This window comes from Pseudomonas sp. HP_12, from assembly GCF_055283955.1.
On sequence record NZ_JBTOQG010000045.1, the window covers coordinates 21,040 to 42,747 of the forward strand.

Consider the following 21,708-nt stretch of genomic DNA (forward strand, 5'->3'; position numbering starts at 1 on the left):
ACACCCAAGCGAAGCAAGGAATTCATTCATGAACGGCAAAAAAGTATTCAGCGCGTTGGCGCTGCTCCTCGTTCCGGCGCTGGCCTTCGCCCACCCCGGCCACGACGAAAGCGGTCTTGTGGCAGGCATCAGCCATCCATTGGGCGGCATCGATCACCTGCTGGCGATGATTGCTGTCGGGCTCTGGGCTGCACAGCAAAAAGGCGCCGCGCGCTGGGCGCTGCCGTGCACGTTTGTCGGCACCATGCTGCTCGGCGGCTTGCTCGGGTTTGAAGGGCTGGCGCTGCCTGCACTGGAAAGCGGGATTGCGGCCTCGGTGTTTGCGTTGGGCCTGGCGGTGGCGCTGGCGGTGCGTCCGCCACTGATCGTGGCCGTGGCGGCGACGGCGCTGTTTGCGCTGTTCCACGGCGTGGCCCATGGTCTGGAACTGCCGGAGATGTCGAGCCCTTGGGGCTACGCCCTCGGTTTCGTCGGCGCGACCGCTGCGCTGCACGCGGCGGGTTATGCCGTGGTGCGCTTGCTGCCAACGGCGGCGGCCCCGGTCGTGCGGATCGCAGGCGCCTTGTCGGCGGCGACCGGCGTCTGGTTGTTCGCGGGCTGAATGACGCTGCGATAAAACCAGACCGCAGATATATGTCTACCGACAGGTCAATTGTGGGAGCGAGCTTGCTCGCGAAGAGGTCCGAACATCCGCTCAATCTTCAGCGGTTGAAATACCGTCTTCGCGAGCAAGCTCACTCCTACAGGGATCGCGTTTTGCGTCGAACGGCAGGCATTTCCGATAGGGCTTGGCGGGGATCAATTGATCCCCGCTGCCCCGCTCGCCTCGCCTCCTGCTACCATGTCGCGCAATTTGCCACTGCCGTGACGCCATCCAATGCCTGACGCTTCCCTCCCCGCCGCCAAGTCTGAACTGTCCGCCCTGTTCACTGAGCTGCAGCAGCACTTCATGGGCGTGGTCGTGCCGTTGTGGCAAGGCCCGGGGTGGAATGCCGAGATGGCGTTGCCGTTCGAGGCGGTCGACGCCCAACATCGGCCTCTGCCGCCGCAGCGCTATCGGGCCATGGCCTGTGCGCGTCAGCTGTTCCTGTTTTCAAGCCTGATCGATCACCCCGACGTCCCCGACGCCGCTACCCGAGCGGCGGCGCTGTTTCGTTCGTTGCAGCAGCATTTTCACGATGCCGAGCACGGCGGCTGGTTCTACAGCATTGATCCACAGGGCGCGCCGCTGGATCGCCGCAAGGACCTCTATACCCACGCCTTCATCGTCTTCGCCTGCGCGCATTACTGGGGCAAGGTCCGTGAGCCGCTGGTGGAGTCGGTGCTCAATGCCGCCCTGAACGTGGTCGCCGAGCGCTTTGCCGACGGCGATGGCTTGTACGAGTCCGTGCTGGCCGAAGACTGGTCTTCGCTGAACGCCGGCCCGCTGCAGAACCCGCTGATGCATCTGGCCGAAGCCTTTCTCGGCACACTGGCCGTGCGCGATGACGCTGACACGCGGGCGGCGCTGGATGGGTTGGTCGAAGCCATGCAACGACGCTTTGTCGATGTCGAGCACGGAGTGATGCTGGAGAAACCGCTGGACGCTGTGGATAACTGGTCCGAGCCGGGTCACCAGTTCGAGTGGTTCTACTTGCTGGCGTCTTCCGCGCGGCTGCGGGGCACGCCGCTGTATCGCTCGCTGGAGACCGCGTTCGCCCACGCCGAGGCACAGGGCGTCGATCAAACGACGGGCGCGGTCGCGGCGATGCTGGAAGTGGACGGTTCGGTGAAAGACGGCACGCAGCGTATCTGGGCCCAGGCTGAATACCTGCGCGCGTTGACCTTGCGGCCTGATAGTGAGCACCTGCTGGCGCGTCAGTTGAACGCGCTGCAAGCGCAGTTCCTGCACCCCACCGGCTGGAACGAGTGCCTCGACAGCCAGGGGCAGATCAGCCGCAGCGACATGCCGTCGACGACGCCGTATCACCTGGCGACCTGCTACATCGGGCTGGCCGAGTATTTCAGCGGCTGAACTGACTCCCTGATGGTGATCCCATCAGAGATTGGCGACTCCCCCGGTGGGAGCGAGCTTGCTCGCGAATGGGCAGGTACATCCGCTAAAGATTCAGCGATTGAAATGCCGTCTTCGTGAGCAAGCTCACTCCCACAATTTGACCGCGCTCGGCACCTGATTCTGCGCCTTACTCAAACCCGTGGGAGCGAGCTTGCTCGCGAATGGGCAGGTACATCCGCTAAAGATTCAGCGATTGAAATGCCGTCTTCGTGAGCAAGCCCACGCTCACATGGACGGCGCTGCTTTCTAAAACGCGCCGCGTGCCGGGCGGCGCTAATCACCTAAAACCCTACTTACTTCTCCCCACGACTGCGATCAATCGCAAAGCCGGCCCAGGTCTGGCTCACAGGCATCAGCTCCAGGCTGTTGACGTTGACGTGGGCCGGGGTGTTCATGATCCAGAAGATAGTGTCGGCGATGTCTTGGGGCTGGATAGGCTCTGCACCCGCATAGGTCGCGTCGTACTTGGCCTGATCGCCGCCGAAACGTACCAGCGAGAACTCGCTTTCACACAAACCCGGCTCAAGGTTAGTCACGCGTACGCCGGTGCCGACCAAGTCGTTGCGCAGGTTCAGCGAGAACTGACCGACAAACGCTTTGGTGCCGCCGTACACGTTACCGCCCGGGTACGGATAATTCCCCGCCACCGAACCAAGGTTGACGATGCTGGCGCCGCGGCCGTAGGCGATCAGACGCGAAAGCAGCGTGCGCGTCGTGTAAACCAGCCCTTTGATGTTGGTGTCGATCATGGTGTCCCAGTCATCCAGATCGCACTTGGGTGCAGGATCGATACCCAGCGCCAGGCCAGCGTTATTGATCAGGCCACGAATCTTCGCGAATTCAGCCGGCAGGCTTTCCACAGCGCGCTCCACGCCTGCGCGATCTCGCACGTCCAGCGTCAGCGTGTGCACCTTGGTCTGTTTCGACAATTCAGCGCTCAGCGCCTGCAAGCGGTCTTCACGGCGACCGGTCAGCACCAGCGACCAGCCCGCCTCGGCAAAACGACGGGCGCAGGCTTCGCCGAACCCGGAAGTGGCCCCGGTAATGAATACGGTAGAGGTCATTTCTTTCTCCTGACTAAAGATGCGGGCTTATCAAGCCAAGCGGGAATGTCACGCATGCTGCGTTGCGTGTAAGAAGGTTCTGGAGAATGCCCGCGCAGACAGGCCGGGATCAAGCACCATCAGCAACATCGTCATACAACTGCTTTGCTGTATAAAAAACAACCAATGACTCCAAGGCCTTATGCCATATGGCCTGCAGACACTTTTGCCCACCTTATCCACAGTCAGACAACCATTTTCTGGGGGCAACTCGAAACGCCGGAAGCCCCGGCATACGGGGCGTGTGGGTAACTCGAACGATGTTTTTACTTGACCGGCCATGGGCCATCTGCCGTCCAATTCCCCCGGGACTTGGGTGCGCGGACAGGAATGACGCGTCGAGGCCAGAGACTGCGCTATCTGCGGCGGTCTTTCCAACGGTTGCGCACAGACTTATCCACAGGGCGGCTCTACATAAAGACTGTATAAAAAACCAGCCAGAACAACGTTGACAAACCCCCGCAAAATACCGGCCGAAACGGCTGATCAAAAATTGATCAGAAGGTTGTAAGCCACGTAAACAAAGGCCTGCAGCCAGCTGCTGACAACTTATTCACAGTCACCTCCACAGTAAAACTGAACAAGTCAAAAGCGTGACAAAACAGCGATTTGCAGCGGCTATATGTCGCGTTTTCGCAACTGCCCAAAATTGTTTTCCACAATTCGACTTCCCCACAAAAAAGCCCCGGGACTTATCCACCCGGGGCTTGTTTTAACAGCAGGATCAGGAATCAATGACCGCCGAGATAGGCGTTCCTGACCTCCTCGTTGGTGAGCAATTCCTTCCCCGTGCCGGTCAGACGAATCTCGCCGTTGACCATCACGTAAGCGCGGTCCGACAGCTTCAGCGCATGGTTGGCGTTCTGCTCGACCAGGAAGATGGTCATGCCGGTCTGCGCCAGCTCACGCAGCGTCGCGAAGATCTGCTTAACGATGATCGGCGCCAGCCCCAGGCTCGGTTCGTCCAGCAACAGCAACTTGGGACGGCTCATCAGCGCGCGGGCGATGGCGAGCATTTGCTGCTCGCCGCCGGACATGGTCATCGCCCGCTGGTTACGACGCTCCTTGAGCCGCGGAAACATCTCGAACATGCGCTGCATGTCTTCGCTGGCGTGTTTGTCGCCGATGGGGATGGTGCCCATCATCAGGTTCTCTTCCACCGACATGTCCGGGAACACGCGGCGGCCTTCCGGCGATTGCGCGATGCCGTTGGACGCAATGTAGTGGGACGACTTGTGGGTGATGTCGGTGCCCTGGTAGATGATCTGGCCGCTGGCCGCGCGCGGCTGGCCGAAGATCGACATCAGCAGCGTGGATTTGCCCGCGCCGTTGGAGCCGATCAGGCTGACCGTCTCGCCCTCGTCAATGTGCATCGAGACTTTCTTCAGGGCCTGGATCGGCCCGTAATACACGTCGATCTCTTTCAGTTCGAGGATCGGCTTACTCATACCAACTCCTCTTCATCAGCGCCCAGATACGCTGCGATCACTTTCGGATCGTTGCGGATCTGTTCCGGTTTGCCCTTGGCGATCACGTTGCCGTGGTCGAGCACGACGATGTCGTCGGAAATCCCCATGACCATGCCCATGTCGTGCTCGATCAGCACGATGGTCATGTCGTGATCGTCGCGCAGGTGGCAAATCATGCCGCTCAACGCCTCGGTTTCCTGAGGGTTCAGGCCTGCTGCCGGTTCGTCCAGGCAGATGACCTGCGGCCGCGTGCACATGGCGCGGGCGATCTCCAGACGGCGTTGCTGGCCGTAGGAAAGCTCACCGGCCAGACGGTTGGCGCAGTCCACCAGATCCACCACTTCGAGCCAGTAGAACGCGGTGTTCATGGCGTCGTCTTCGGCCTTGCGATAGGCCTTGGTGTTGAGAATGCCGGCAAGCATGTTGCGATTGACCCACATGTGCTGTGCGACCAGCAGGTTCTCGACGACGGACATTTCCTTGAACAGGCGAATGTTCTGGAAAGTTCGCGCAAGCCCCGCACGGTTTACCAAATGTGTGCCGCCGAACATCTTGTAGTACAGCCGGCTGCCGAAGCGCTTCGGCGAAGCGAAGTCGGCGGCGCGAAACTGCTCGCCGAGCAACTGAATGACGTTGGTTTTCTTGCCCCGCGCATTGAGCTCGATGCGCCCGCCGGTGGCTTTGTAGAAACCGGTCAGGCAGTTAAACACGGTGGTCTTGCCGGCGCCGTTCGGGCCGATGAGGGCGAAGATCGAGTTGCGCCGCACTTGCAGGCTGACGTCGCTGAGGGCCTTGATGCCGCCGAAGTGCATCATCAGGTTTTCGACGGACAGAACGATTTCGTCGCTCATCACGCGCCCTCCACTTTGGCCAGCACGCCTTTGCGTGGCTGCACGCCGGTACGGCTGATGCGAATCAGGCCACGGGGACGCCAGATCATCATCAGCACCATGAGGATGCCGAACAACAAGACGCGGTATTCCGCGAAGCTGCGCAGCAGTTCCGGTGCGACGGTCAGCACGAACGCCGCGATGACCACGCCGACGGTCGAGCCCATGCCGCCGAGCACGACAATAGCGAGGATCAGCGCCGACTCGAAAAAGGTGAACGAGGTCGGGTTGACGAAGCCTTGATAACTGGCGAAGAACACCCCCGCCAGACCCGCCGTCGACGCGCCGATGGTGAAGGCCGACAGCTTGACCAGCACGTGATTCAGGCCCATGGAGCGGCAGGCGATCTCGTCTTCACGCAGCGCTTCCCACGCGCGGCCTACCGGCATGCGGGTCAGGCGGTGTTTGACGTACAGCACAGCCAGCACCACCAGGAACAGCACGGTGTAGATGAAGATGAATTTCAGGTCGGGGTTGTATTCGAAGCCGAAGTACTCGTGGATCGGGATGCCGCCGTCTTTGGCGCGACGCCCGAATTCCAGCCCGAAAAAGGTCGGCGAAGGCACCGGCACGCCGTTCGGTCCGCCTGTGAACGACAGCCAGTTGTTGAGCACCAGACGGATGATCTCGCCGAAACCGAGGGTCACGATGGCCAAGTAATCCCCGTGCATGCGGAGCACCGGAAAGCCGAGGATGCAACCGGCAAGCGCCGCCGCAATCGCTGCCAGCGGCAACGCCGACCAGAACCCCAGGCCCAGATACTGATAACCCAGCGCCAGGCCGTACGCGCCAATTGCATAGAAGGCCACATAACCCAGATCGAGCAAACCGGCGAGGCCGACCACGATATTAAGGCCCAGGCCCAGCAGCACGTAGATCAGGCCGAGGATCACCACGGTCAGCACGTACTTGTCAGCGAAGATCGGGAAGATCACTGCGATGAGAATCATCAGCGGAATGATAAAACGCAGGCGCGTCTTGTAACCCGGCGGCAGCACGTGCACGCCGGAGCCCGAGCTTTCGAAGCTCTGCGCGATGGCCACGCCCTTCGGCGTCTGCAGGAACAGGCTCATGAAGAAACGACCGACAACGACAACGCCGACGAGCACGGCGACGCGGCCCGGCTGCAGGTTGAAGCCGTAGCCGTCCAGCACGATGCCGACGATCGGGCCGAACACGATCAGCGCCAGCAGCCCGGCGATCACCGCGTCGATCAGGCTTTGTTTGATATCAATGGGTTTAATAGGTGCAGACATGGTTATACCTTCGCCACAAGTGGGCGACCCAGCAGGCCTTGGGGACGGAAGATCAGAATCACTACCAGCAGGCCGAAACTGAACACATCTTTGTAGTCGGAGTTGATTAGACCGGAGAATTGCGACTCGGCAACCCCCAGGATCAGGCCGCCAAGCATGGCCCCCGGCAACGAACCAATTCCGCCGAGTACCGCTGCGGTAAACGCCTTGATGCCGATGACGAAGCCGGCGAAGAAGTCGAAGGTGCCGTAGTTCATGGTGATCAGCACGCCAGCCAATGCCGCCATGGCCGCACCAATGACGAATACGTAGGAAATCACCCGGTCGGTGTTGATGCCCAGAATCGAGGCCATCTTGCGATCCTGTTGCGTGGCGCGGCACATCCGGCCCAGCTTGGTGTACTTGATGATGTAGGTCAGTACGCCCATGCCGACGAAGGCAGCGATCAGGATGAAGATTTTGGTGTAGGTGATCTGTACGAAACCACTGCCGACATCGAAGCGCATGGCGCCTTCGAGCAGGGTCGGAACGCCTTGCTGGCGTGGGCCCTGAGCGATCTGCGCGTAGTTCTGCAGAATCAGGGAGATGCCGATCGCGCTGATCAGTGGCGCCAGACGGGTCGAGTTACGCAGCGGTTTGTACGCCACACGCTCGATGACGAAACCGTACACACCGGTGACCACGATGGTGAAGATCAGTGTGCCAAGAATCAGAAAGGGGAATGACTCAACGCCGAAGAAAGACAGCACGGCAAGGCCGATGGCTGCGAGGTAGGCGGAGATCATGTACACGTCGCCGTGGGCGAAGTTGATCATGCCGATGATGCCGTAGACCATCGTGTAACCGATGGCGATCAGGCCATAGACCGAGCCCAGTGTCAGGCCGTTGACCATTTGCTGCAGGAAAATACCGTCCATCACGCACGCTCACGAACTTGAAAGGCCGACCTGGCGCGCGCGACCATTCCCTCGTGAGGAATAGAGCGGCGCACACAGTGGCAACAGAAGAAATCCGGCGCCGCCGTCAGACAGCGCCGATTACCGGATCAGGCTGTTTCCTGGCTCACCCCCGGGAAACAGCAGATCCGACTAAGCGCTTAACTCACTTCTGCTTTTCGAGCTGGTGGTATTTGCCGTCCTTGTCCCACTGGTAAACCACGTAGTCAGAGACTTTCAGGTCGCCCTTGGTGTCCCAGGCTTTCTCGCCCATGACGGTTTTGACCGGGTGAGCCTTGAGGAACTTGGCAGCGTCTTCGCCTTTGTTCGACTTGGCGCCGTTGAAGCCAGCGGCCAAGGCCTGAACCGAAGCGTACGCGTAGAGGGTGTAGCCTTCTGGCTCGTAGCCGGATTTGCGGAACTGCTCAACCACGGCCTTGCTGTCTGGCAGCATGCGCGGGTCGGCGCCGAAGGTCATGTACACACCATCGACGTATTGCGCGCCGCCAGCGGTGGTCACCAGTTCGTCGGTCACGACGCCGTCGTCAGACATGAATTTCACGTCTTTCAGGCCTTGTTCACGCAACTGGCGAACCAGTGGACCGGCTTCCGGGTGCAGGCCGCCGAAGTAAACGACGTCAGCGCCAACGGAACGGATCTTGGTGACCAGGGCGCTGAAGTCTTTCTCGCCACGGGTCAGACCTTCTTGCAGCACAGGCGTCACGCCGCGCTTGGTCAGCTGATTGGCGGTGGCGTCTGCCAGCCCTTTGCCGTAGGTGTCCTTATCGTTGATGACGGCGATCTTCTTGCCCTTGAGCACGTCGACGATGTAGTCGCCGGCAACGATGCCTTGCTGATCGTCACGGCCGCACATACGGAACATGGCGCTCAGGCCGCGCTCGGTAACGGTCGGGTTGGTGGAGCCAGGGGTGATCGCGATGATGCCGGCTTCGTCATAGACTTCCGACGCCGGGATGGTCGAGGAGGAGCAGAAGTGACCGACAACGCCGGCAACTTTGTCAGACGCCGCCTTGTTGGCAACGGCAACGGCCTGTTTCGGTTCGCACGCATCGTCGTAGGCGGTCAGCACGATTTTATCGCCGTTGACGCCGCCCGCAGCGTTGATGGCATCGGCAGCTGCTTGAGCGCCCTTCATGTATTGCTCGCCGAACGAGGCATTGGCGCCGGTCATCGGGCCAGCAACGCCGATCTTGATGTCGGCTGCCTGCGCAAATGAAGCCGCACCCATGGCAGTAGCCACGGCGAGTGCAAGAAAGCCTTTTCTGTAGAACGTCTGCGACATGAGTTGGTGCTCCTGGGTTTTTTAATTAGCACTGCGACCACGAAGCTGCTGCGAGCAAGTGGCGTGCCATCGGTTTTTTATTCTTGAGAAACTCGTCGTTTTGTCGCTATCCGACTGATTTCTGCCCTTTTTCACGGGGCGTGCAACCGTCTAAACCGCGCAAGGTGCAACCCTGCGACTTTAAAAGAGCAACCGCAGGGAAGCAGGCGCGCAACCGCGCCGCCTTCACCTGTACAACCCTGTTGTTACAACCTGCGTCACCGAACTGCACACCGTCGGTGCGGATCCGCTACGGGACGCACCATTTGAGGGTAGTGGATGTAGGAGAAATCGTTGTTTTGAAGAGAAAATTCTTCTCAGATCACGATTCTGAGGCACTGGCCCGCATGGTATAGCGAAAAGCCAGCCTCGTACAAAGAACTGCGCAGTCCAACGGCCGCCAGCGGCTGCATCTGCGCAAAGGGGATGGGTAAGACACTGGCGTTGCCGCTGCACAGATAATCGGCGAAGGCTTTACCAACCACCGTCCCTGTGGTGTTGCCGCGTCCGTTGTAACCGGTGACAGCGACTAGTCCTGGTGCAGGCTCGAACATTCGCAGCAAGTGATCGGGCGTAAACGCGATGCAGCCGGTCCACGTGCATTCCCACTCCACCGGCTTGAGGTACGGGAAATAATGCTGTTGCACGCGATCGGCCCACGCCTTCAAAAACCAGCCGGGCTTCTGATTGCCATTGCCCAGACTGCCCAACAACAGCCGACCATCCGCATCCCGACGAATGCTGCTGAGCACCTGCCGCGTGTCCCAGGAACCCTGCCCGCCTGGCAAAATCTGCCGGGCAGCGTCTTCGGTCAGTGGCGCCGAGGCCACTTGATAGTAATAGCCGGGGAAGAAATTGCGTCGCAGCTCGGTCCACTCGCCCTCGGTGTAGGCGTTGGACGCGATAACAACTTGCTCGGCAAGCACCGCGCCGTTTTGGGTGATGACGCACCAGCGCGAGCCCTGACGTTCAAGGCGTTTGACCGGCGAGTGATCGAAACGCTGACCGCCCAATTGCGTGACGGCCGCCGCCAGCCCGCTGGTGTAGGCCATCGGGTTGATGGTGCCGGCGCGGTGATCGAGCAAGGCGGAAGTGATCTCGGTGGTGCCGGTTGCTTCCTGACAAGCCTTGCCGGTGAGCAATTCCACAGGCGCGCCGCGACGTTTCCATTGTTCCTCACGGCTGCGCAAGTCCAGCTCACCCTTGGCGTTGTGGGCCATGTGCAGCGTGCCTTTGCGCGTCGCCTGACACTCGATGCCGTACTTTTCGATCAGACTGAATACCAGCGACGGCGCATTGCCGAGCATGGTGTTGAGCTGGCTGCCGACTTTCTCGCCGAAGCCGGCTTCAATCTCGTCAGGCGGAATCCACAGGCCGGCGTTGACCAGTCCTACGTTCCGGCCGGACCCGCCCTGCCCGGTGCGATGGGCTTCGACGACAGCGACGGTCTTGCCCTGCTCAAGCAGATGAATGGCCGCCGACAAACCGGTGATGCCTGCGCCGATGACGCACACATCGACAGTCACTTCCCCGCGCAACGCGGGCGCTTCCGGCCTTTGCGGCGTCAGCGTTTCCCACAGACATTCTTCGCGTAACGGCATCGCAAACCCTCGGAAAGAGACAGCCAGACCTGATCGTTCCCACGCTCCGCGTGGTAATGCAGCCGATGACGCTCCGCGTCACTACAAGCAGGCGCAGAGCGCCTATCGAGGGCGTGCCCACGCAGAGCGCGTGGGTACGATCACCTAAATCTGTGGGAGCGACCGGGGTGGCGCTCCACCTTGCTCGCGAATGAAGTCAACGCGGTGCGATGACTACACTCCTTCACTGCTAATCAATCAAACGTAATCCCCTGCGCCAGCGGCAGTTCGCGGGAGTAGTTCACCGTGGCGGTCTGGCGACGCATGTAGCCCTTCCACGAATCCGAGCCGGACTCGCGACCGCCGCCGGTTTCTTTCTCACCACCAAACGCGCCACCAATCTCTGCACCACTCGGGCCAATGTTGACGTTGGCAATGCCGCAATCGCTGCCCAACGCCGAAATGAACTGCTCGGCCTCGCGCACGTCAGTGGTGAAGATGCAGGACGACAAACCTTGGGGCACGTCGTTGTTCAGGCGCACCGCCTCGCTGAATTCTTCGTAGCCCACGACGTACAGAATCGGCGCGAAGGTTTCGCTGCGCACCACATCGCTCTGCCCCGGCATTTCGACGATGGCCGGCGAGACGTAGTAAGCGTTGGGAAATTTATCTTCCAACTGGCGCTTGCCGCCAAACACCTTGCCGCCTTCGCTTAACGCCTGTTCCAGCGCCTCCTGCATGTTTTCATAGCTTTGCTTGTCGATCAGCGGACCGACCAGATTGCCTTCCAGCGGATGCCCGATACGCACTTTGGCGTACGCCGCTTTCAAGCGCTCGACGAACTCGGCCTTGACCGACGAGTGCGCAATCAGACGACGCAGGGTGGTGCAACGCTGACCCGCCGTGCCGACAGCGCTGAACAGCACGGCACGCACGGCCAGGTCCAGATCGGCACTCGGGGTCAGAATCATCGCGTTGTTGCCGCCCAGCTCCAGAATGCTGCGGGCGAAACGTGCGGCGAGTTTCGGCGCCACTTCGCGGCCCATGCGCGTGCTGCCGGTAGCGCTGATCAGCGCGACGCGGGCGTCATCCACCAACGCCTCACCCGCTTCGCGGCCGCCGACGATGCATTGGGTGAGGTACTGCGGAGCGTCCGAGAACTCAGCCGCGACTTTATCGAACAGTGCCTGGCAGGCCAGCGCTGTCAGCGGGGTCTTTTCCGACGGTTTCCAGATCACCGAGTTACCGCAGACCAGCGCCAGTGCGGTGTTCCACGACCAGACCGCAACGGGGAAGTTGAACGCGCTGATGACGCCGACGACGCCCAGCGGGTGCCAGGTTTCACGCATGTGGTGGCCCGGGCGCTCGGAAGCGATGGTCAGGCCGTACATCTGACGCGACAGGCCGACGGCAAAGTCGCAGATGTCGATCATTTCCTGCACTTCACCCAGCCCTTCCTGAGTGATCTTGCCGGCCTCCCACGACACCAGCTCGCCCAGGTCGGCCTTGTGCTTGCGCAGCGCTTCGCCAAACAGGCGGATCAGCTCGCCACGCCGGGGCGCAGGCACGTTGCGCCACGCTTCGAAGGCGTGGTCGGCGCGGGTGATGCGCTGCTCGACTTCGGCGGCGCTTTCCCAGTTCACCGACGCCACCTGACTGCCATCGATCGGCGTGTGAACAGGCTTGTCGCCCTGTTGATAAAGCGCGGCATCGACACCGAGTCGGGTAAGCAGGTCGTTGAGCATGGTTTCTCCTGAAACTGATCGTAAGCGCGAAAGCGGAATGCCAAATATGGGTTATTTCGTCAGCCTCTAGTAATAGCTGGCGGGCGGCACTGCAACAAACGACGATTAAGCGAGATATCATTCCGTTTTTTCATGCTGATGCTTAACGAGCCGAATATGCTGAGCAAACGCCATCTCCCGTCGGTCACCGCGCTGCAATGTTTTGAAGCGGTGACCCGCCACCTGAGTTTTACCCGCGCGGCCGAGGAGCTGAACCTCACCCAGAGCGCGGTCAGCAAGCAGGTCGCCCAGTTGGAAGAATTGGTGCAACACCTGTTGTTTCGAAGGGTTCGTCGGCGCCTGCAATTGACGCCAGCCGGTGCGCTGTACCTGGGCGAAGTGCGCAAAGTGCTCACGCAGATGGAAATGTCGACGCACTTCCTGCGCTCCTACGGCGGCGAAACAGAAGTCCTGCGGGTGTCGACACCCTCGACCTTCGGTGCCCGCTGGCTGGTGCCGCGACTGAAGGGCTGGCGCATGCGTCATCCGCACATTCATCTGGATCTGGTCAACGAACAGGAAAGCGATGACCTCGCCCAGAGCCGCTGCGACCTGTCGTTCTATTTCGGTGGTGGCGCCCGGCCCGGCGCCGAGAGCGTGAGGCTGTTCAGCGAAGAGCTGATCCCGGTCTGCGCCCCCGGCAGTTTACCGATTGAGCCCTTCACCGATCCTACGCAGTTGACCGATCTGGTCCTGCTGCAAAACGCGCATCGCCCCCAGGCCTGGCATGACTGGTTCGAGAGTCAGGGCTACCAGACGGAACACAGCTACCACGGCCCGCGTTTCGAAACGATCTACATGTGCATTCGCGCGGCGCAAGTGGGATGCGGCGTCGCGCTGCTGCCCCGGTTTCTGGTCGAAGAGGAACTGGCTGACGGCAAACTGATCATCCCATGGCCCCATGCTCTGCCGAGTCAGGACGCCTATTACCTCGCCTACCCGGAACACGCGGCCGAAGTGCCGAAGATCCGCGTGTTTGTGGAATGGATGCTCGAACAGCTCAACGAGCCAACGCCGCAGTGAGTTAAGGGGGGGCCCGCCTGTCGCACTGGACACACGCGGTGTTCGTAGGACCGGCTTCAGCCGGGAAGAGGCCCTTTTGCATACGATCACATCTGCGGCGTGACCACCGACGCCTTCCCGGCTAAAGCCGGTCCCACAATCGCTGAAACATTTCTGCCCCTCTTCCACGACGACTGGCATTATGTCGGCCATCGTCAATAACAAACCGGACGTACCGCCACAGCGCTACCGCAAGGTTGCATGCGACACCCAATTGAATCCCGGGCCGCACCTTGGCGGCCCGCTGCTGGCTGGAGCGACACAATGAGTGAGAGCGCTTTCGCGGACCGCATCGTGCAGAACCTGCTCGATACCGACCTCTATAAGCTGAGCATGATGCAGGCCGTGCTGCACAACTACCCCAACGTCGAAGTCGAGTGGGAGTTTCGCTGCCGCAACGGTGAAGACCTCAGGCCGTATCTGGCCGAGATCCGCCATCAGATCGAGCAGCTCTGCGAACTGTCGCTGAGCATCGAGGAGACCGGTTTCCTCGAACGCATCAACTTCATGAAGCCCGACTTCCTGCGTTTCCTCGGGCTGTTCCGCTTCAACCTGCGCTACGTCCAGACCACCATCGAAAACGACGAACTGTGCATCCGCCTGTCTGGCCCATGGCTGCACGTGATCCTCTTCGAAGTGCCCGTTCTGGCCATCGTCAGCGAGGTCCGCAACCGCCACCGCAACCCGGAAACCTTGCTCAGCCAGGCCCGCGATCAGCTGTACCGCAAGTTCGACTGGCTGACCGCCACCGCCACCGCCGATGAACTGGCGGAATTGAAAGTGGCCGACTTCGGCACGCGCCGGCGCTTCTCCTACGCGGTGCAGGAAGACGTGGTTTCAGTGCTGAAAAAGGATTTCCCCGGCCAGTTCGTCGGCACCAGCAACGTGCACCTGGCGCGCAAATTCGACCTCAAACCCCTCGGCACCATGGCCCACGAATGGATCATGGCCCATCAGCAACTTGGCCCGCGGCTGATCGACAGCCAGATCGCCGCGCTCGACTGCTGGGTGCGTGAGTACCGAGGTCTGCTGGGTATTGCGCTGACCGACTGCATCACCACCGATGCCTTCCTCGGTGATTTCGACCTGTTCTTTGCCAAGCTCTTCGACGGCCTGCGCCACGATTCGGGCGATCCTGTGCAGTGGGCCGAAAAATGCATCCGGCATTACCAGAAGCTGGGCATCGAGCCGATGAGCAAGACGCTGGTGTTCTCCGACGGCTTGAATCTGCCCAAGGCGCTGGAAATATTCCGCGCGCTGCGGGGTCGCATCAACGTCAGCTTCGGGATCGGCACCAACCTGACAGCCGACATTCCGGGCATCAAGCCGATGAGCATCGTGCTGAAAATGACCGCCTGCGCCGGCCAGCCCGTGGCAAAGATTTCCGACGAGCCCGGCAAAACCCAGTGCAAGGACCCCGAGTTCGTGTCCTATCTGCGCCACGTATTCAAGGTGCCAGCCTGAGTCGAGCACCGACCGCCGCCACTTTTCCATGCCATTCCTTTTTTGCTCAAGGAGTCAATCATGCAAGACGTACAGCGCGAGATCGCCCGGCAGCTCAACGTCCAGCCGCCTTTCGCCAATGACGAAGCACTGCAGGCGGAAGTCAGCCGCCGCGTGCAATTCATCAAGGACTGCCTGAACAACGCCCGCCTGAAAGTGCTGGTGCTCGGCATCAGTGGCGGCGTGGATTCGCTGACAGCGGGTCTGATGGCCCAACGCGCCATCCGCGAGCTGCGTGAGAGCACCGGCGACAATGCCTACACCTTCATCGCCGTGCGCCTGCCGTACCACATCCAGCACGACGAACATGAAGCCACGGCATCGGTGGATTTCATCAACCCGGACGAGCGCCACACGGTGGACATCGCGCCCTCGGTGAAAGCGCTGGTTGATCAGATCAAAGCCTTCGAAGGCCAGGCCGCCAGTGCCGTGGATTTCGTAAAAGGCAACATCAAGGCCCGGACGCGGATGGTCGCGCAGTACGCCATTGCCGGCGTGAAAGGCGGTCTGGTCATCGGCACCGACCACGCCGCTGAAGCGGTCATGGGCTTCTACACCAAGTTCGGCGACGGAGCCTGCGACCTGGCGCCGTTGAGCGGTCTGGTGAAGAATCAGGTCCGCGCGATCGCCCGCAGCTTCGGCGCGCCGCAAAATCTGGTCGAGAAAGTCCCCACCGCCGACCTCGAAGAACTGGTCCCCGGCAAACCGGACGAAGCGGCCCACGGCATCAGTTACGCAGAGATCGACGCCTTCCTGCACGGTGAGCCGGTGAAGCAGGAAACCGCCGAGATCATTGTCAGCACCTACCGCAAGACCCAGCACAAACGGGATCTGCCGTACGCGCCATAAGGCTCGGTAATGAAGATGCCCGATGGGTTTGGATGAAAATCCATCGGGCAGCATTCAAAAACGGAATGAACCCGTTATTTCTTTTCGCTTGATGGCGCTCGCCATCACGGCTTACATAGCGCTCTGACTTCCCCGCCCAGAGCCGCTATCCATGACTGCTTTCCAAGGCCTCTTCTCCCTCGTTGCGTCCACCGTCGGCCAGCCCGCTGCGGCATGGCTCGAACACCGCGTCGAGGTGCCTCAGGCGCTGAGCGGATTTTCATGGTCTGACGAGGCGGTCCATCGGGTCTGGCTCGCTGAAGCGTTGAACCTGTGCCTGTTCCACAAGCTGGTGGAGGCCGTGCCTGACGGACTTCGCTACGTGGACGAGCAATCCGAGGGCGGCCGCAAGGTGGTGTTTGACCACGGCGCGATCCGCACCGTCGACTGGGCGGACAACGGCGAATTGCCGCGCGGTCGTCAAGCCTTCTCGCGCCTGCTGGAGCCGCTGGGTTTCACCGATGTGCGCACCTATCCGCTGACCAAACTGAACATGACCGGCTGGGGCTATCGCCAGATGGACCTGCCCGAAGACATCGCGCAGTTCTTCGTCTCCGAACTGCACCCCGGCCGACTCAGTCAGCCGTTTCAAGAGGCGGTCAGCCGTGTCGTCGGTTCGAGCCGCGACCCGTTGAGCCCTGAAGACTTGAGCGTTCTGAGTCGCCTGCGCACGACCCGGCATTGCAGCCTCATGGAAGCCACTCAGCTGCTACCGGCGCTGTATCGCGCGTTTGGCCGCCAGCATGGCGTCGTTCGGGAAGATGACTATCGCAAGCTACTCAGCGAGAGCGCGGAAATGGCATGGATCGCCACCGAAGGCAACAGCTTCAATCACCTGACCGATCGGGTGGTGGATCTGGAAGCGACAGTGGCCGAACAGCATCGGCGCGAGCGGCCAATGAAGGACAGTATCGAGGTGTCAGGTTCGGGAAGGGTCATGCAGACCGCGTACAAGGCCTGCACCGTAAACCGAGTGCTGTTGAACGCCGAGGGCGTCGTGGTGACGCACAAGGTGCCGGGCTCATTCGTGGAGTTCATTCAGCGCAAGATCGACCCTGACAACGGCAAGATCGATCTCAACTTTGACAGCAGCAACGCCCAGGGCATCTTCAAGATGACCGACTCGAAGCAGGCCCAATGATCACTTCAGCGTGACAGTGCCTTTCATCATGCCGATGTGGCCCGGGAACGAGCAGAAGAAGCCATATGCCTGGGCCGGATCCAGCTTGGATACGTCGAACGTGACCGCATCCGACTCGCCTCCGCCGATGACTTTGGTGTGGGCAATAACGCGCGCGTCACCGTCCTTCAGATAATCCTTGTCGATGCCGACGCTCATGCCGTCAGTGGCGATCTGCGACATGTCATCGAATTTGCTGATGACCAGGTTGTGGCCCATGACCGCCTTCGGCAGGCTGCCCGTATGTTTCAGGTTGACGGTGAACTGCTTGCAGCTCTTGTCGATTTCAATCGCCTTGGTGGTGAACGTCATCTGGTCGGTGGAATCGACTTCGACCGAGCATTCGGCCGCCAGCAGGTGCCCACTGGCCAAAGTCAGAACGGATGCAGCGACAAGCTTGCGAATCATAGTGCGTCTCCTGGTGGGGTAGCGCTTTATTTTGTATACAAAGACTGCCCTAAATTAGAACAATGCATCAACCGTTATTACTGAGCGCCTCTGAGCGGCCTCTATCAGGACCATCGAGACAATCAAACAGTCAGCGCTACGATGGCTGCATAAGATCGCCCTGTCACCCATCTTCAGGACGATTCCATGCAACTTTCCAGCATTTTCCGCAGCTTGCTCGCCGCTTACGCCTGCGGTGCATCGGGCAATTACGACCGCGCCAGCCAGGATTACGGCGTCTATAAACGCGCGGTTTTCAACGGCTGAGACCTGTAATGGCGGGCGACTGACCGTGATTGATGATCGGGTGAGGAAAAATACCCCGCCGGTTTTGCACCATTCTCAGGCAGAATGTGCTGACTTATCGTCTGTCTCGAGGACTGCCCATGGCCAAACCCAACTATTCCTTCGCCAAACGCCAACGTGATCTGGCAAAAGAGCAAAAGAAAGAGGAAAAAGCACAGCGCAAGCAGGCCGAGAAGGCTGAAGCAGAGGCTGGAGAAGGTGCAGTCGTAGACGGCGAAAACGCCGAAGGCGCCACTGAAGCTGAACACTCTACCGATGCTGAAGGCTCCACCGAAGTAAAAGGCTCCGCTGAAGAAAAGCCTGCTGAGTGATCATCTGATTCAGCGCAATGGGATGGATGAACGCGAGAACCTGTAGGAGTGAGCTTGCTCACGATGGGATTTTCGCCATGATCCATCCATTGGCTGACACCCCGATATCGCAAGCGCGCTCACAGCCCCGTCGATACCAACGCCCGCCTAACCCGTAATCGGCATCACCGTCACCCGCACTTCCGGATCGTGGCTCCCGCCTCCCAGAATCACCCCCCGCAATGGCGACACGTCAGAAAAATCCCTCCCCCACGCCAGACTGATGTGCTCAAGCGCAGGCTGAACGTTGTTGGTCGGATCGAAATCCACCCACCCCAACACCGGACAGAACACCGACACCCACGCGTGGGACGCATCGGCGCCAATCAGCCGTGGCTGGCCGGGCGGCGGCTGGGTCAGCAGATAGCCGCTGACATACCGCGCCGCCAGCCCGCGCGAGCGCACGCACGCCAGCATCAAATGAGCAAAGTCCTGACAGACACCTCGTCGGGTTTCCAGCACTTCCACCAACGGCGTGGCCACCTGAGTCGCCTCGCCATCGAACGTGAACTCTTCGAATATCTTCTCCATCAGCGCCTGCGCGCACAGCAGCATCGGCCGTCCGGCGGGAAAGCAGCTGGCGGAGAATTCGACGAAGGTCTGCTTCAAATGCACGTAAGGCGATTCGAAGCGATACCGGCAGGCGTCAAGGATATCCGGCGCCATCCTCGAGGCGCTGTAGGTCAGTCGATGCTGCGCCTCGTCCCATGGAGCGGACCCATTGAAATCCAGCTGCGGCCGTTCCAGCACTTCAATGCGCAGGCGCGCGTTAACCTGCAGCTCATCATGGGGACGTTCGAACGCCAGGCGCGTCAGCGGATTGCCGAACACGTCCAGCTCATCACGGCGGGTGGTCGGGGTCGGGCTGATGACCAAATGCTGCTCAAGGCAGCGCTGCCAGGGACTGCGCCGTGGCCACAGATGGGCGAGCTGCTGGGCCAGGGAAACCGGGCTGTCGTATTTGTAGTGGGTGTCGTGGAGGACTTGATACTGGGCGCTGTTCATCAGACCGACACCGTGCGCTGGCTGACATCATCGACGTGGGCGAAATGACGCAGCGCGAGCCGGTCCGAAACGTGGCCGCTGGTCTCGCCGATGGTTTGCAGCAGATCCGCCAGCCCATCCAGTGCTGCCTTGATGCTGCTCTCACCGAACAACCCTTCTTCCAGGCAACCCAGATCGAACACCGCCAGCCGCTGAATCAGCGTCGCGAGGCTGTTGTCTTGAGGCACACCGAAATCCTCGTTCATGCGCTTCACCGAGCGGGCCACCAGCTTGAGCTGAAACAACACCGCGTGGGGGTTCTGGTCGTCCAGCACCAGCAGGTCGAGCACCGGGATCAACTGCGGCAGGGCCAGATAGCGCGAGCGGTAGGTGATCCCGCTGTTGCCCAGCTCCAGCAGCCCGTCCAGGGCGTCCTGGTGAAACACCGCCTCGCTGCGCAGGAACGCCGCCAGCGTCGTACAGAGAAACTGCAAGCGCTCGATGCGCCGCCCTATCATCAGGAAGCGCCAGCCCTCGTCGCGGGTCATGTCGTCCAGGGCAAAACCGGACAGCGCCGCCAGCGACATTACCAGCCGGTTGAGGAAATCCAGCAACTCACCGAAATCAGGGCTCTCGGTCTCCAGGCTCAGGGCTTCACGCTGCAATTCCACCAGCGCCTGCCAGTTCTCGCGGGACAACTTGCCGCGCACCTGGGACGCCGCCCATTGAAGGCGGTGCAAATTGGAACGCAGGCTGAACGGCCAGTCATCACCCAACAGCGCTTCGAGCAGACGCTCATGCAGCTCGCTCGGCTCATCTTCGTCCTGGAGCGGAAGCAGATTCAACCGTTCGGCCAGCTCGACCGCCGCTTGCAGTGCGACCGGATCATCGCCGTCAACATAGCGTGTGAGCATGATCCGCAGCAGGCGCGCGCTGTTGTCGCATCGCTCGCAATAACGACCGAACCAGAACAGGTTTTCCACCACACGCGACGGCAGGTACGGATCGCGGCGGATCAAATCGTGCACGCCCAGCGAGTGACGGTTTTTCCACGGTTCACTACCCAGGGGGCGCTCGCCAAGAATCCAGGTGTCCTTGCTTGCGCCGCCGCGCTGCATCGACACCACGTCAGCGTCGGCATCGGCCGCCACGCGGGTCAAGCCGCCCGGCAGGACGCGATAGCCATCGGCCGTTGCCACCGCGTACACGCGCATGCCGATGGCGCGGGGCTGCAGCTGACTGTCCTCGCCCTGCCAGACTGGCGCGTGGGACAACTGCGCCAATTCCTGCGCGACGTAGGCATAAGGCCGGGCTTGCATACGCGCGGCAAGGGCCTGGCGGTCATCGTCGCTGAGATCGCGGCCGAAGACCGGGGCGAAACTCTGGGACGGGAACGCAGGCTTGATAAGCAGCTCCGGCATCTTCTCCAGCGCCTGGGCCAGCACCGGCGGCTCGCCGCACCACCACGTGGCAATTGACGGCAGCAGCAGCTCTTCACCAAATAAGTGTTCATTGATCTTTGGCAGAAACCCCAACAGCCCCGGCGATTCCAGCACGCCGCTGCCCAGGGCATTGGCGACCAGCACGCGGCCCTGTCGCACCGCTTGAAGCAGGCCCGGCACGCCCAGCGCGGAATCCGTGCGCAGTTCGAGTGGGTCGCAAAAATCGTCGTCCAGACGGCGCATGATCGCGTGAACACGACGCAACCCGCTGAGGGTTTTCAGGTACACCGTCGCGTCGCGCACGGTCAGGTCGCTGCCTTCCACCAGTGGATAACCCAACTGACCGGCCAGATATAGATGCTCGAAATAACTCTCGTTGAAACGCCCAGGTGTTAGCAGTACCACCAGCGGGGCTTCGTGGCTGGTGGGTGCCTGGCGCGCGAGGGTTTCCTGCAGCGACCGGAAGAAATTCGAGAGGTGCTGGACTTGCAGATCCCGGTACAACTCGGGAAACGCCCGCGACACGATCAGCCGGTTTTCCAGCGCGTAACCGGCACCCGACGGCGCCTGAGTCCGGTCGGCGGTGACCCACCAGCGACCGTCGGGCGTGCGCGCCAGGTCAACCGCATACACATGAAGAAACGTGCCTTCAGGCGGCTTTACGCCCTGGCATGGCCAGAGAAAGTTGTTGTGGCCGAACACCAACTCCGCCGGCAGCAGACCTTCGGCGATCAGTTCCTGCGGGCCGTAGAGATCAGCCAACACGGCATTGAGCAAACGCGCGCGCTGGGCGATGCCGGCCGCCAGTGGCTGCCACTCTTCCATCGGAATCACGTGGGGCAGCATGTCCAGCTCCCAGGGCCGATCGGCGCCCTTGGGGTCGGCGTAGACGTTATAGGTGACGCCGTTTTCCTGAATCTGCCTGGCGAGCAGCGCCTGACGCTGGATGAGCTGCGCAGGTGTGCTGCGCTGGAGATGCTCGTACAGCCGCTGCCAATGGGGCCGAACGGCGCCGCTGGCATCCAGCATCTCGTGGTAGGTACCCGGGGTGAGCGGATAGTGGTCAAGCAGGTCAGGCATGGAAGGCTCGGCAGACAACAAAAGGACTCGAATCAACTGCGCTCAGAGTAG

Annotated in this window: 18 protein-coding genes; 7 read left to right on the forward strand and 11 right to left on the reverse strand. The window is 60.9% G+C overall.

Features of this window, described 5'->3' with window-relative positions; genetic code table 11:
• The first annotated feature begins 28 nt into the window (after positions 1–28).
• Together ACYASU_RS20495 and ACYASU_RS20500 are read left to right on the forward strand one after the other, a co-directional pair.
• Entirely contained in the window at positions 29–601 is a 573-nt protein-coding gene (locus tag ACYASU_RS20495; protein WP_463583867.1) for a HupE/UreJ family protein, read from the forward strand.
• A 276-nt stretch (positions 602–877) separates the two neighbouring features.
• Positions 878–2,014: an AGE family epimerase/isomerase gene (locus ACYASU_RS20500; protein WP_463583868.1), complete on the forward strand. Its 1,137-nt coding sequence runs from the start codon at positions 878–880 to the stop codon at positions 2,012–2,014.
• Between the two features lie 335 nt (positions 2,015–2,349).
• Here ACYASU_RS20500 and ACYASU_RS20505 read toward each other — a convergent pair whose 3' ends face one another.
• The 8 genes from ACYASU_RS20505 to amaB form a co-directional block, all read right to left on the reverse strand.
• On the reverse strand, positions 2,350–3,120 hold the full coding sequence (locus tag ACYASU_RS20505; protein WP_065987776.1) for an SDR family oxidoreductase: 771 nt from the start codon (positions 3,118–3,120) through the stop codon (positions 2,350–2,352).
• Between the two features lie 770 nt (positions 3,121–3,890).
• The gene (locus ACYASU_RS20510) at positions 3,891–4,607 is read right to left on the reverse strand and encodes an ABC transporter ATP-binding protein (protein WP_065987777.1); all 717 of its coding nucleotides are present in this window, start codon (positions 4,605–4,607) and stop codon (positions 3,891–3,893) included.
• Positions 4,604–5,479 (reverse strand): ATP-binding cassette domain-containing protein, encoded by an 876-nt coding sequence (locus ACYASU_RS20515; protein WP_463583869.1) that lies wholly within the window; start codon positions 5,477–5,479, stop codon positions 4,604–4,606. Before ACYASU_RS20515 ends, ACYASU_RS20510 begins: the two co-directional genes overlap by 4 nt.
• Positions 5,479–6,774 carry a high-affinity branched-chain amino acid ABC transporter permease LivM gene (livM, locus tag ACYASU_RS20520; protein ID WP_463583870.1) on the reverse strand — a complete coding sequence of 432 codons (1,296 nt, stop codon included), beginning with the start codon at positions 6,772–6,774 and terminating at the stop codon, positions 5,479–5,481. Before livM ends, ACYASU_RS20515 begins: the two co-directional genes overlap by 1 nt.
• 2 nt (positions 6,775–6,776) lie before the next feature.
• Entirely contained in the window at positions 6,777–7,691 is a 915-nt protein-coding gene (locus ACYASU_RS20525; protein WP_037015668.1) for an ABC transporter permease subunit, read from the reverse strand.
• Positions 7,692–7,875: 184 nt separating this feature from the next.
• The gene (locus ACYASU_RS20530) at positions 7,876–9,012 is read right to left on the reverse strand and encodes an ABC transporter substrate-binding protein (protein WP_463583871.1); all 1,137 of its coding nucleotides are present in this window, start codon (positions 9,010–9,012) and stop codon (positions 7,876–7,878) included.
• A gap of 356 nt (positions 9,013–9,368) precedes the next feature.
• Positions 9,369–10,652 (reverse strand): L-pipecolate oxidase, encoded by a 1,284-nt coding sequence (amaA, locus tag ACYASU_RS20535; RefSeq protein ID WP_463583872.1) that lies wholly within the window; start codon positions 10,650–10,652, stop codon positions 9,369–9,371.
• Positions 10,653–10,885: 233 nt separating this feature from the next.
• On the reverse strand, positions 10,886–12,376 hold the full coding sequence (gene amaB / locus ACYASU_RS20540; protein ID WP_463583873.1) for an L-piperidine-6-carboxylate dehydrogenase: 1,491 nt from the start codon (positions 12,374–12,376) through the stop codon (positions 10,886–10,888).
• A 156-nt stretch (positions 12,377–12,532) separates the two neighbouring features.
• Here amaB and ACYASU_RS20545 point away from each other — a divergent pair, with 156 nt between their 5' ends.
• The 4 genes from ACYASU_RS20545 (at position 12,533) to ACYASU_RS20560 (ending at position 17,009) form a co-directional block, all read left to right on the forward strand.
• Positions 12,533–13,438: a LysR family transcriptional regulator gene (locus ACYASU_RS20545; protein ID WP_282367779.1), complete on the forward strand. Its 906-nt coding sequence runs from the start codon at positions 12,533–12,535 to the stop codon at positions 13,436–13,438.
• 303 nt (positions 13,439–13,741) lie between these two features.
• Positions 13,742–14,941, forward strand: a complete 1,200-nt coding sequence (gene pncB / locus ACYASU_RS20550) for a nicotinate phosphoribosyltransferase (RefSeq protein WP_192171079.1) — start codon at positions 13,742–13,744, stop codon at positions 14,939–14,941.
• A gap of 60 nt (positions 14,942–15,001) precedes the next feature.
• Positions 15,002–15,829 carry an ammonia-dependent NAD(+) synthetase gene (gene nadE / locus ACYASU_RS20555; protein WP_282367777.1) on the forward strand — a complete coding sequence of 276 codons (828 nt, stop codon included), beginning with the start codon at positions 15,002–15,004 and terminating at the stop codon, positions 15,827–15,829.
• 151 nt (positions 15,830–15,980) lie between these two features.
• Positions 15,981–17,009: a 2-oxoadipate dioxygenase/decarboxylase family protein gene (locus ACYASU_RS20560; RefSeq protein ID WP_463583874.1), complete on the forward strand. Its 1,029-nt coding sequence runs from the start codon at positions 15,981–15,983 to the stop codon at positions 17,007–17,009.
• On the opposite strand, the gene azu is transcribed toward ACYASU_RS20560, so the two are convergent.
• Positions 17,010–17,456: an azurin gene (azu, locus tag ACYASU_RS20565; protein ID WP_346629325.1), complete on the reverse strand. Its 447-nt coding sequence runs from the start codon at positions 17,454–17,456 to the stop codon at positions 17,010–17,012.
• A 425-nt stretch (positions 17,457–17,881) separates the two neighbouring features.
• On the opposite strand from azu, the gene ACYASU_RS20570 reads away from it, so the two are divergent.
• The gene (locus tag ACYASU_RS20570) at positions 17,882–18,112 is read left to right on the forward strand and encodes a hypothetical protein (RefSeq protein WP_192171083.1); all 231 of its coding nucleotides are present in this window, start codon (positions 17,882–17,884) and stop codon (positions 18,110–18,112) included.
• Between the two features lie 147 nt (positions 18,113–18,259).
• Here the strand turns inward: ACYASU_RS20570 and ACYASU_RS20575 are convergent, their stop codons facing one another.
• Positions 18,260–19,156 carry a transglutaminase family protein gene (locus ACYASU_RS20575; RefSeq protein WP_192171084.1) on the reverse strand — a complete coding sequence of 299 codons (897 nt, stop codon included), beginning with the start codon at positions 19,154–19,156 and terminating at the stop codon, positions 18,260–18,262.
• Entirely contained in the window at positions 19,156–21,657 is a 2,502-nt protein-coding gene (locus tag ACYASU_RS20580; protein WP_463583875.1) for a circularly permuted type 2 ATP-grasp protein, read from the reverse strand. Before ACYASU_RS20580 ends, ACYASU_RS20575 begins: the two co-directional genes overlap by 1 nt.
• Positions 21,658–21,708 lie beyond the last annotated feature (51 nt).

Bases quoted from the DNA above. Each gene is read 5' to 3' on its own strand.
- ACYASU_RS20495 (WP_463583867.1), top strand. From the start codon at position 29: ATGAACGGCAAAAAAGTATTCAGCGCGTTGGCGCTGCTCCTCGTTCCG.
- ACYASU_RS20500 (WP_463583868.1), top strand. From the start codon at position 878: ATGCCTGACGCTTCCCTCCCCGCCGCCAAGTCTGAACTGTCCGCCCTG.
- ACYASU_RS20505 (WP_065987776.1), bottom strand. From the start codon at position 3,120: ATGACCTCTACCGTATTCATTACCGGGGCCACTTCCGGGTTCGGCGAA.
- ACYASU_RS20510 (WP_065987777.1), bottom strand. From the start codon at position 4,607: ATGAGTAAGCCGATCCTCGAACTGAAAGAGATCGACGTGTATTACGGG.
- ACYASU_RS20515 (WP_463583869.1), bottom strand. From the start codon at position 5,479: ATGAGCGACGAAATCGTTCTGTCCGTCGAAAACCTGATGATGCACTTC.
- livM (WP_463583870.1), bottom strand. From the start codon at position 6,774: ATGTCTGCACCTATTAAACCCATTGATATCAAACAAAGCCTGATCGAC.
- ACYASU_RS20525 (WP_037015668.1), bottom strand. From the start codon at position 7,691: ATGGACGGTATTTTCCTGCAGCAAATGGTCAACGGCCTGACACTGGGC.
- ACYASU_RS20530 (WP_463583871.1), bottom strand. From the start codon at position 9,012: ATGTCGCAGACGTTCTACAGAAAAGGCTTTCTTGCACTCGCCGTGGCT.
- amaA (WP_463583872.1), bottom strand. From the start codon at position 10,652: ATGCCGTTACGCGAAGAATGTCTGTGGGAAACGCTGACGCCGCAAAGG.
- amaB (WP_463583873.1), bottom strand. From the start codon at position 12,376: ATGCTCAACGACCTGCTTACCCGACTCGGTGTCGATGCCGCGCTTTAT.
- ACYASU_RS20545 (WP_282367779.1), top strand. From the start codon at position 12,533: ATGCTGAGCAAACGCCATCTCCCGTCGGTCACCGCGCTGCAATGTTTT.
- pncB (WP_192171079.1), top strand. From the start codon at position 13,742: ATGAGTGAGAGCGCTTTCGCGGACCGCATCGTGCAGAACCTGCTCGAT.
- nadE (WP_282367777.1), top strand. From the start codon at position 15,002: ATGCAAGACGTACAGCGCGAGATCGCCCGGCAGCTCAACGTCCAGCCG.
- ACYASU_RS20560 (WP_463583874.1), top strand. From the start codon at position 15,981: ATGACTGCTTTCCAAGGCCTCTTCTCCCTCGTTGCGTCCACCGTCGGC.
- azu (WP_346629325.1), bottom strand. From the start codon at position 17,456: ATGATTCGCAAGCTTGTCGCTGCATCCGTTCTGACTTTGGCCAGTGGG.
- ACYASU_RS20570 (WP_192171083.1), top strand. From the start codon at position 17,882: ATGGCCAAACCCAACTATTCCTTCGCCAAACGCCAACGTGATCTGGCA.
- ACYASU_RS20575 (WP_192171084.1), bottom strand. From the start codon at position 19,156: ATGAACAGCGCCCAGTATCAAGTCCTCCACGACACCCACTACAAATAC.
- ACYASU_RS20580 (WP_463583875.1), bottom strand. From the start codon at position 21,657: ATGCCTGACCTGCTTGACCACTATCCGCTCACCCCGGGTACCTACCAC.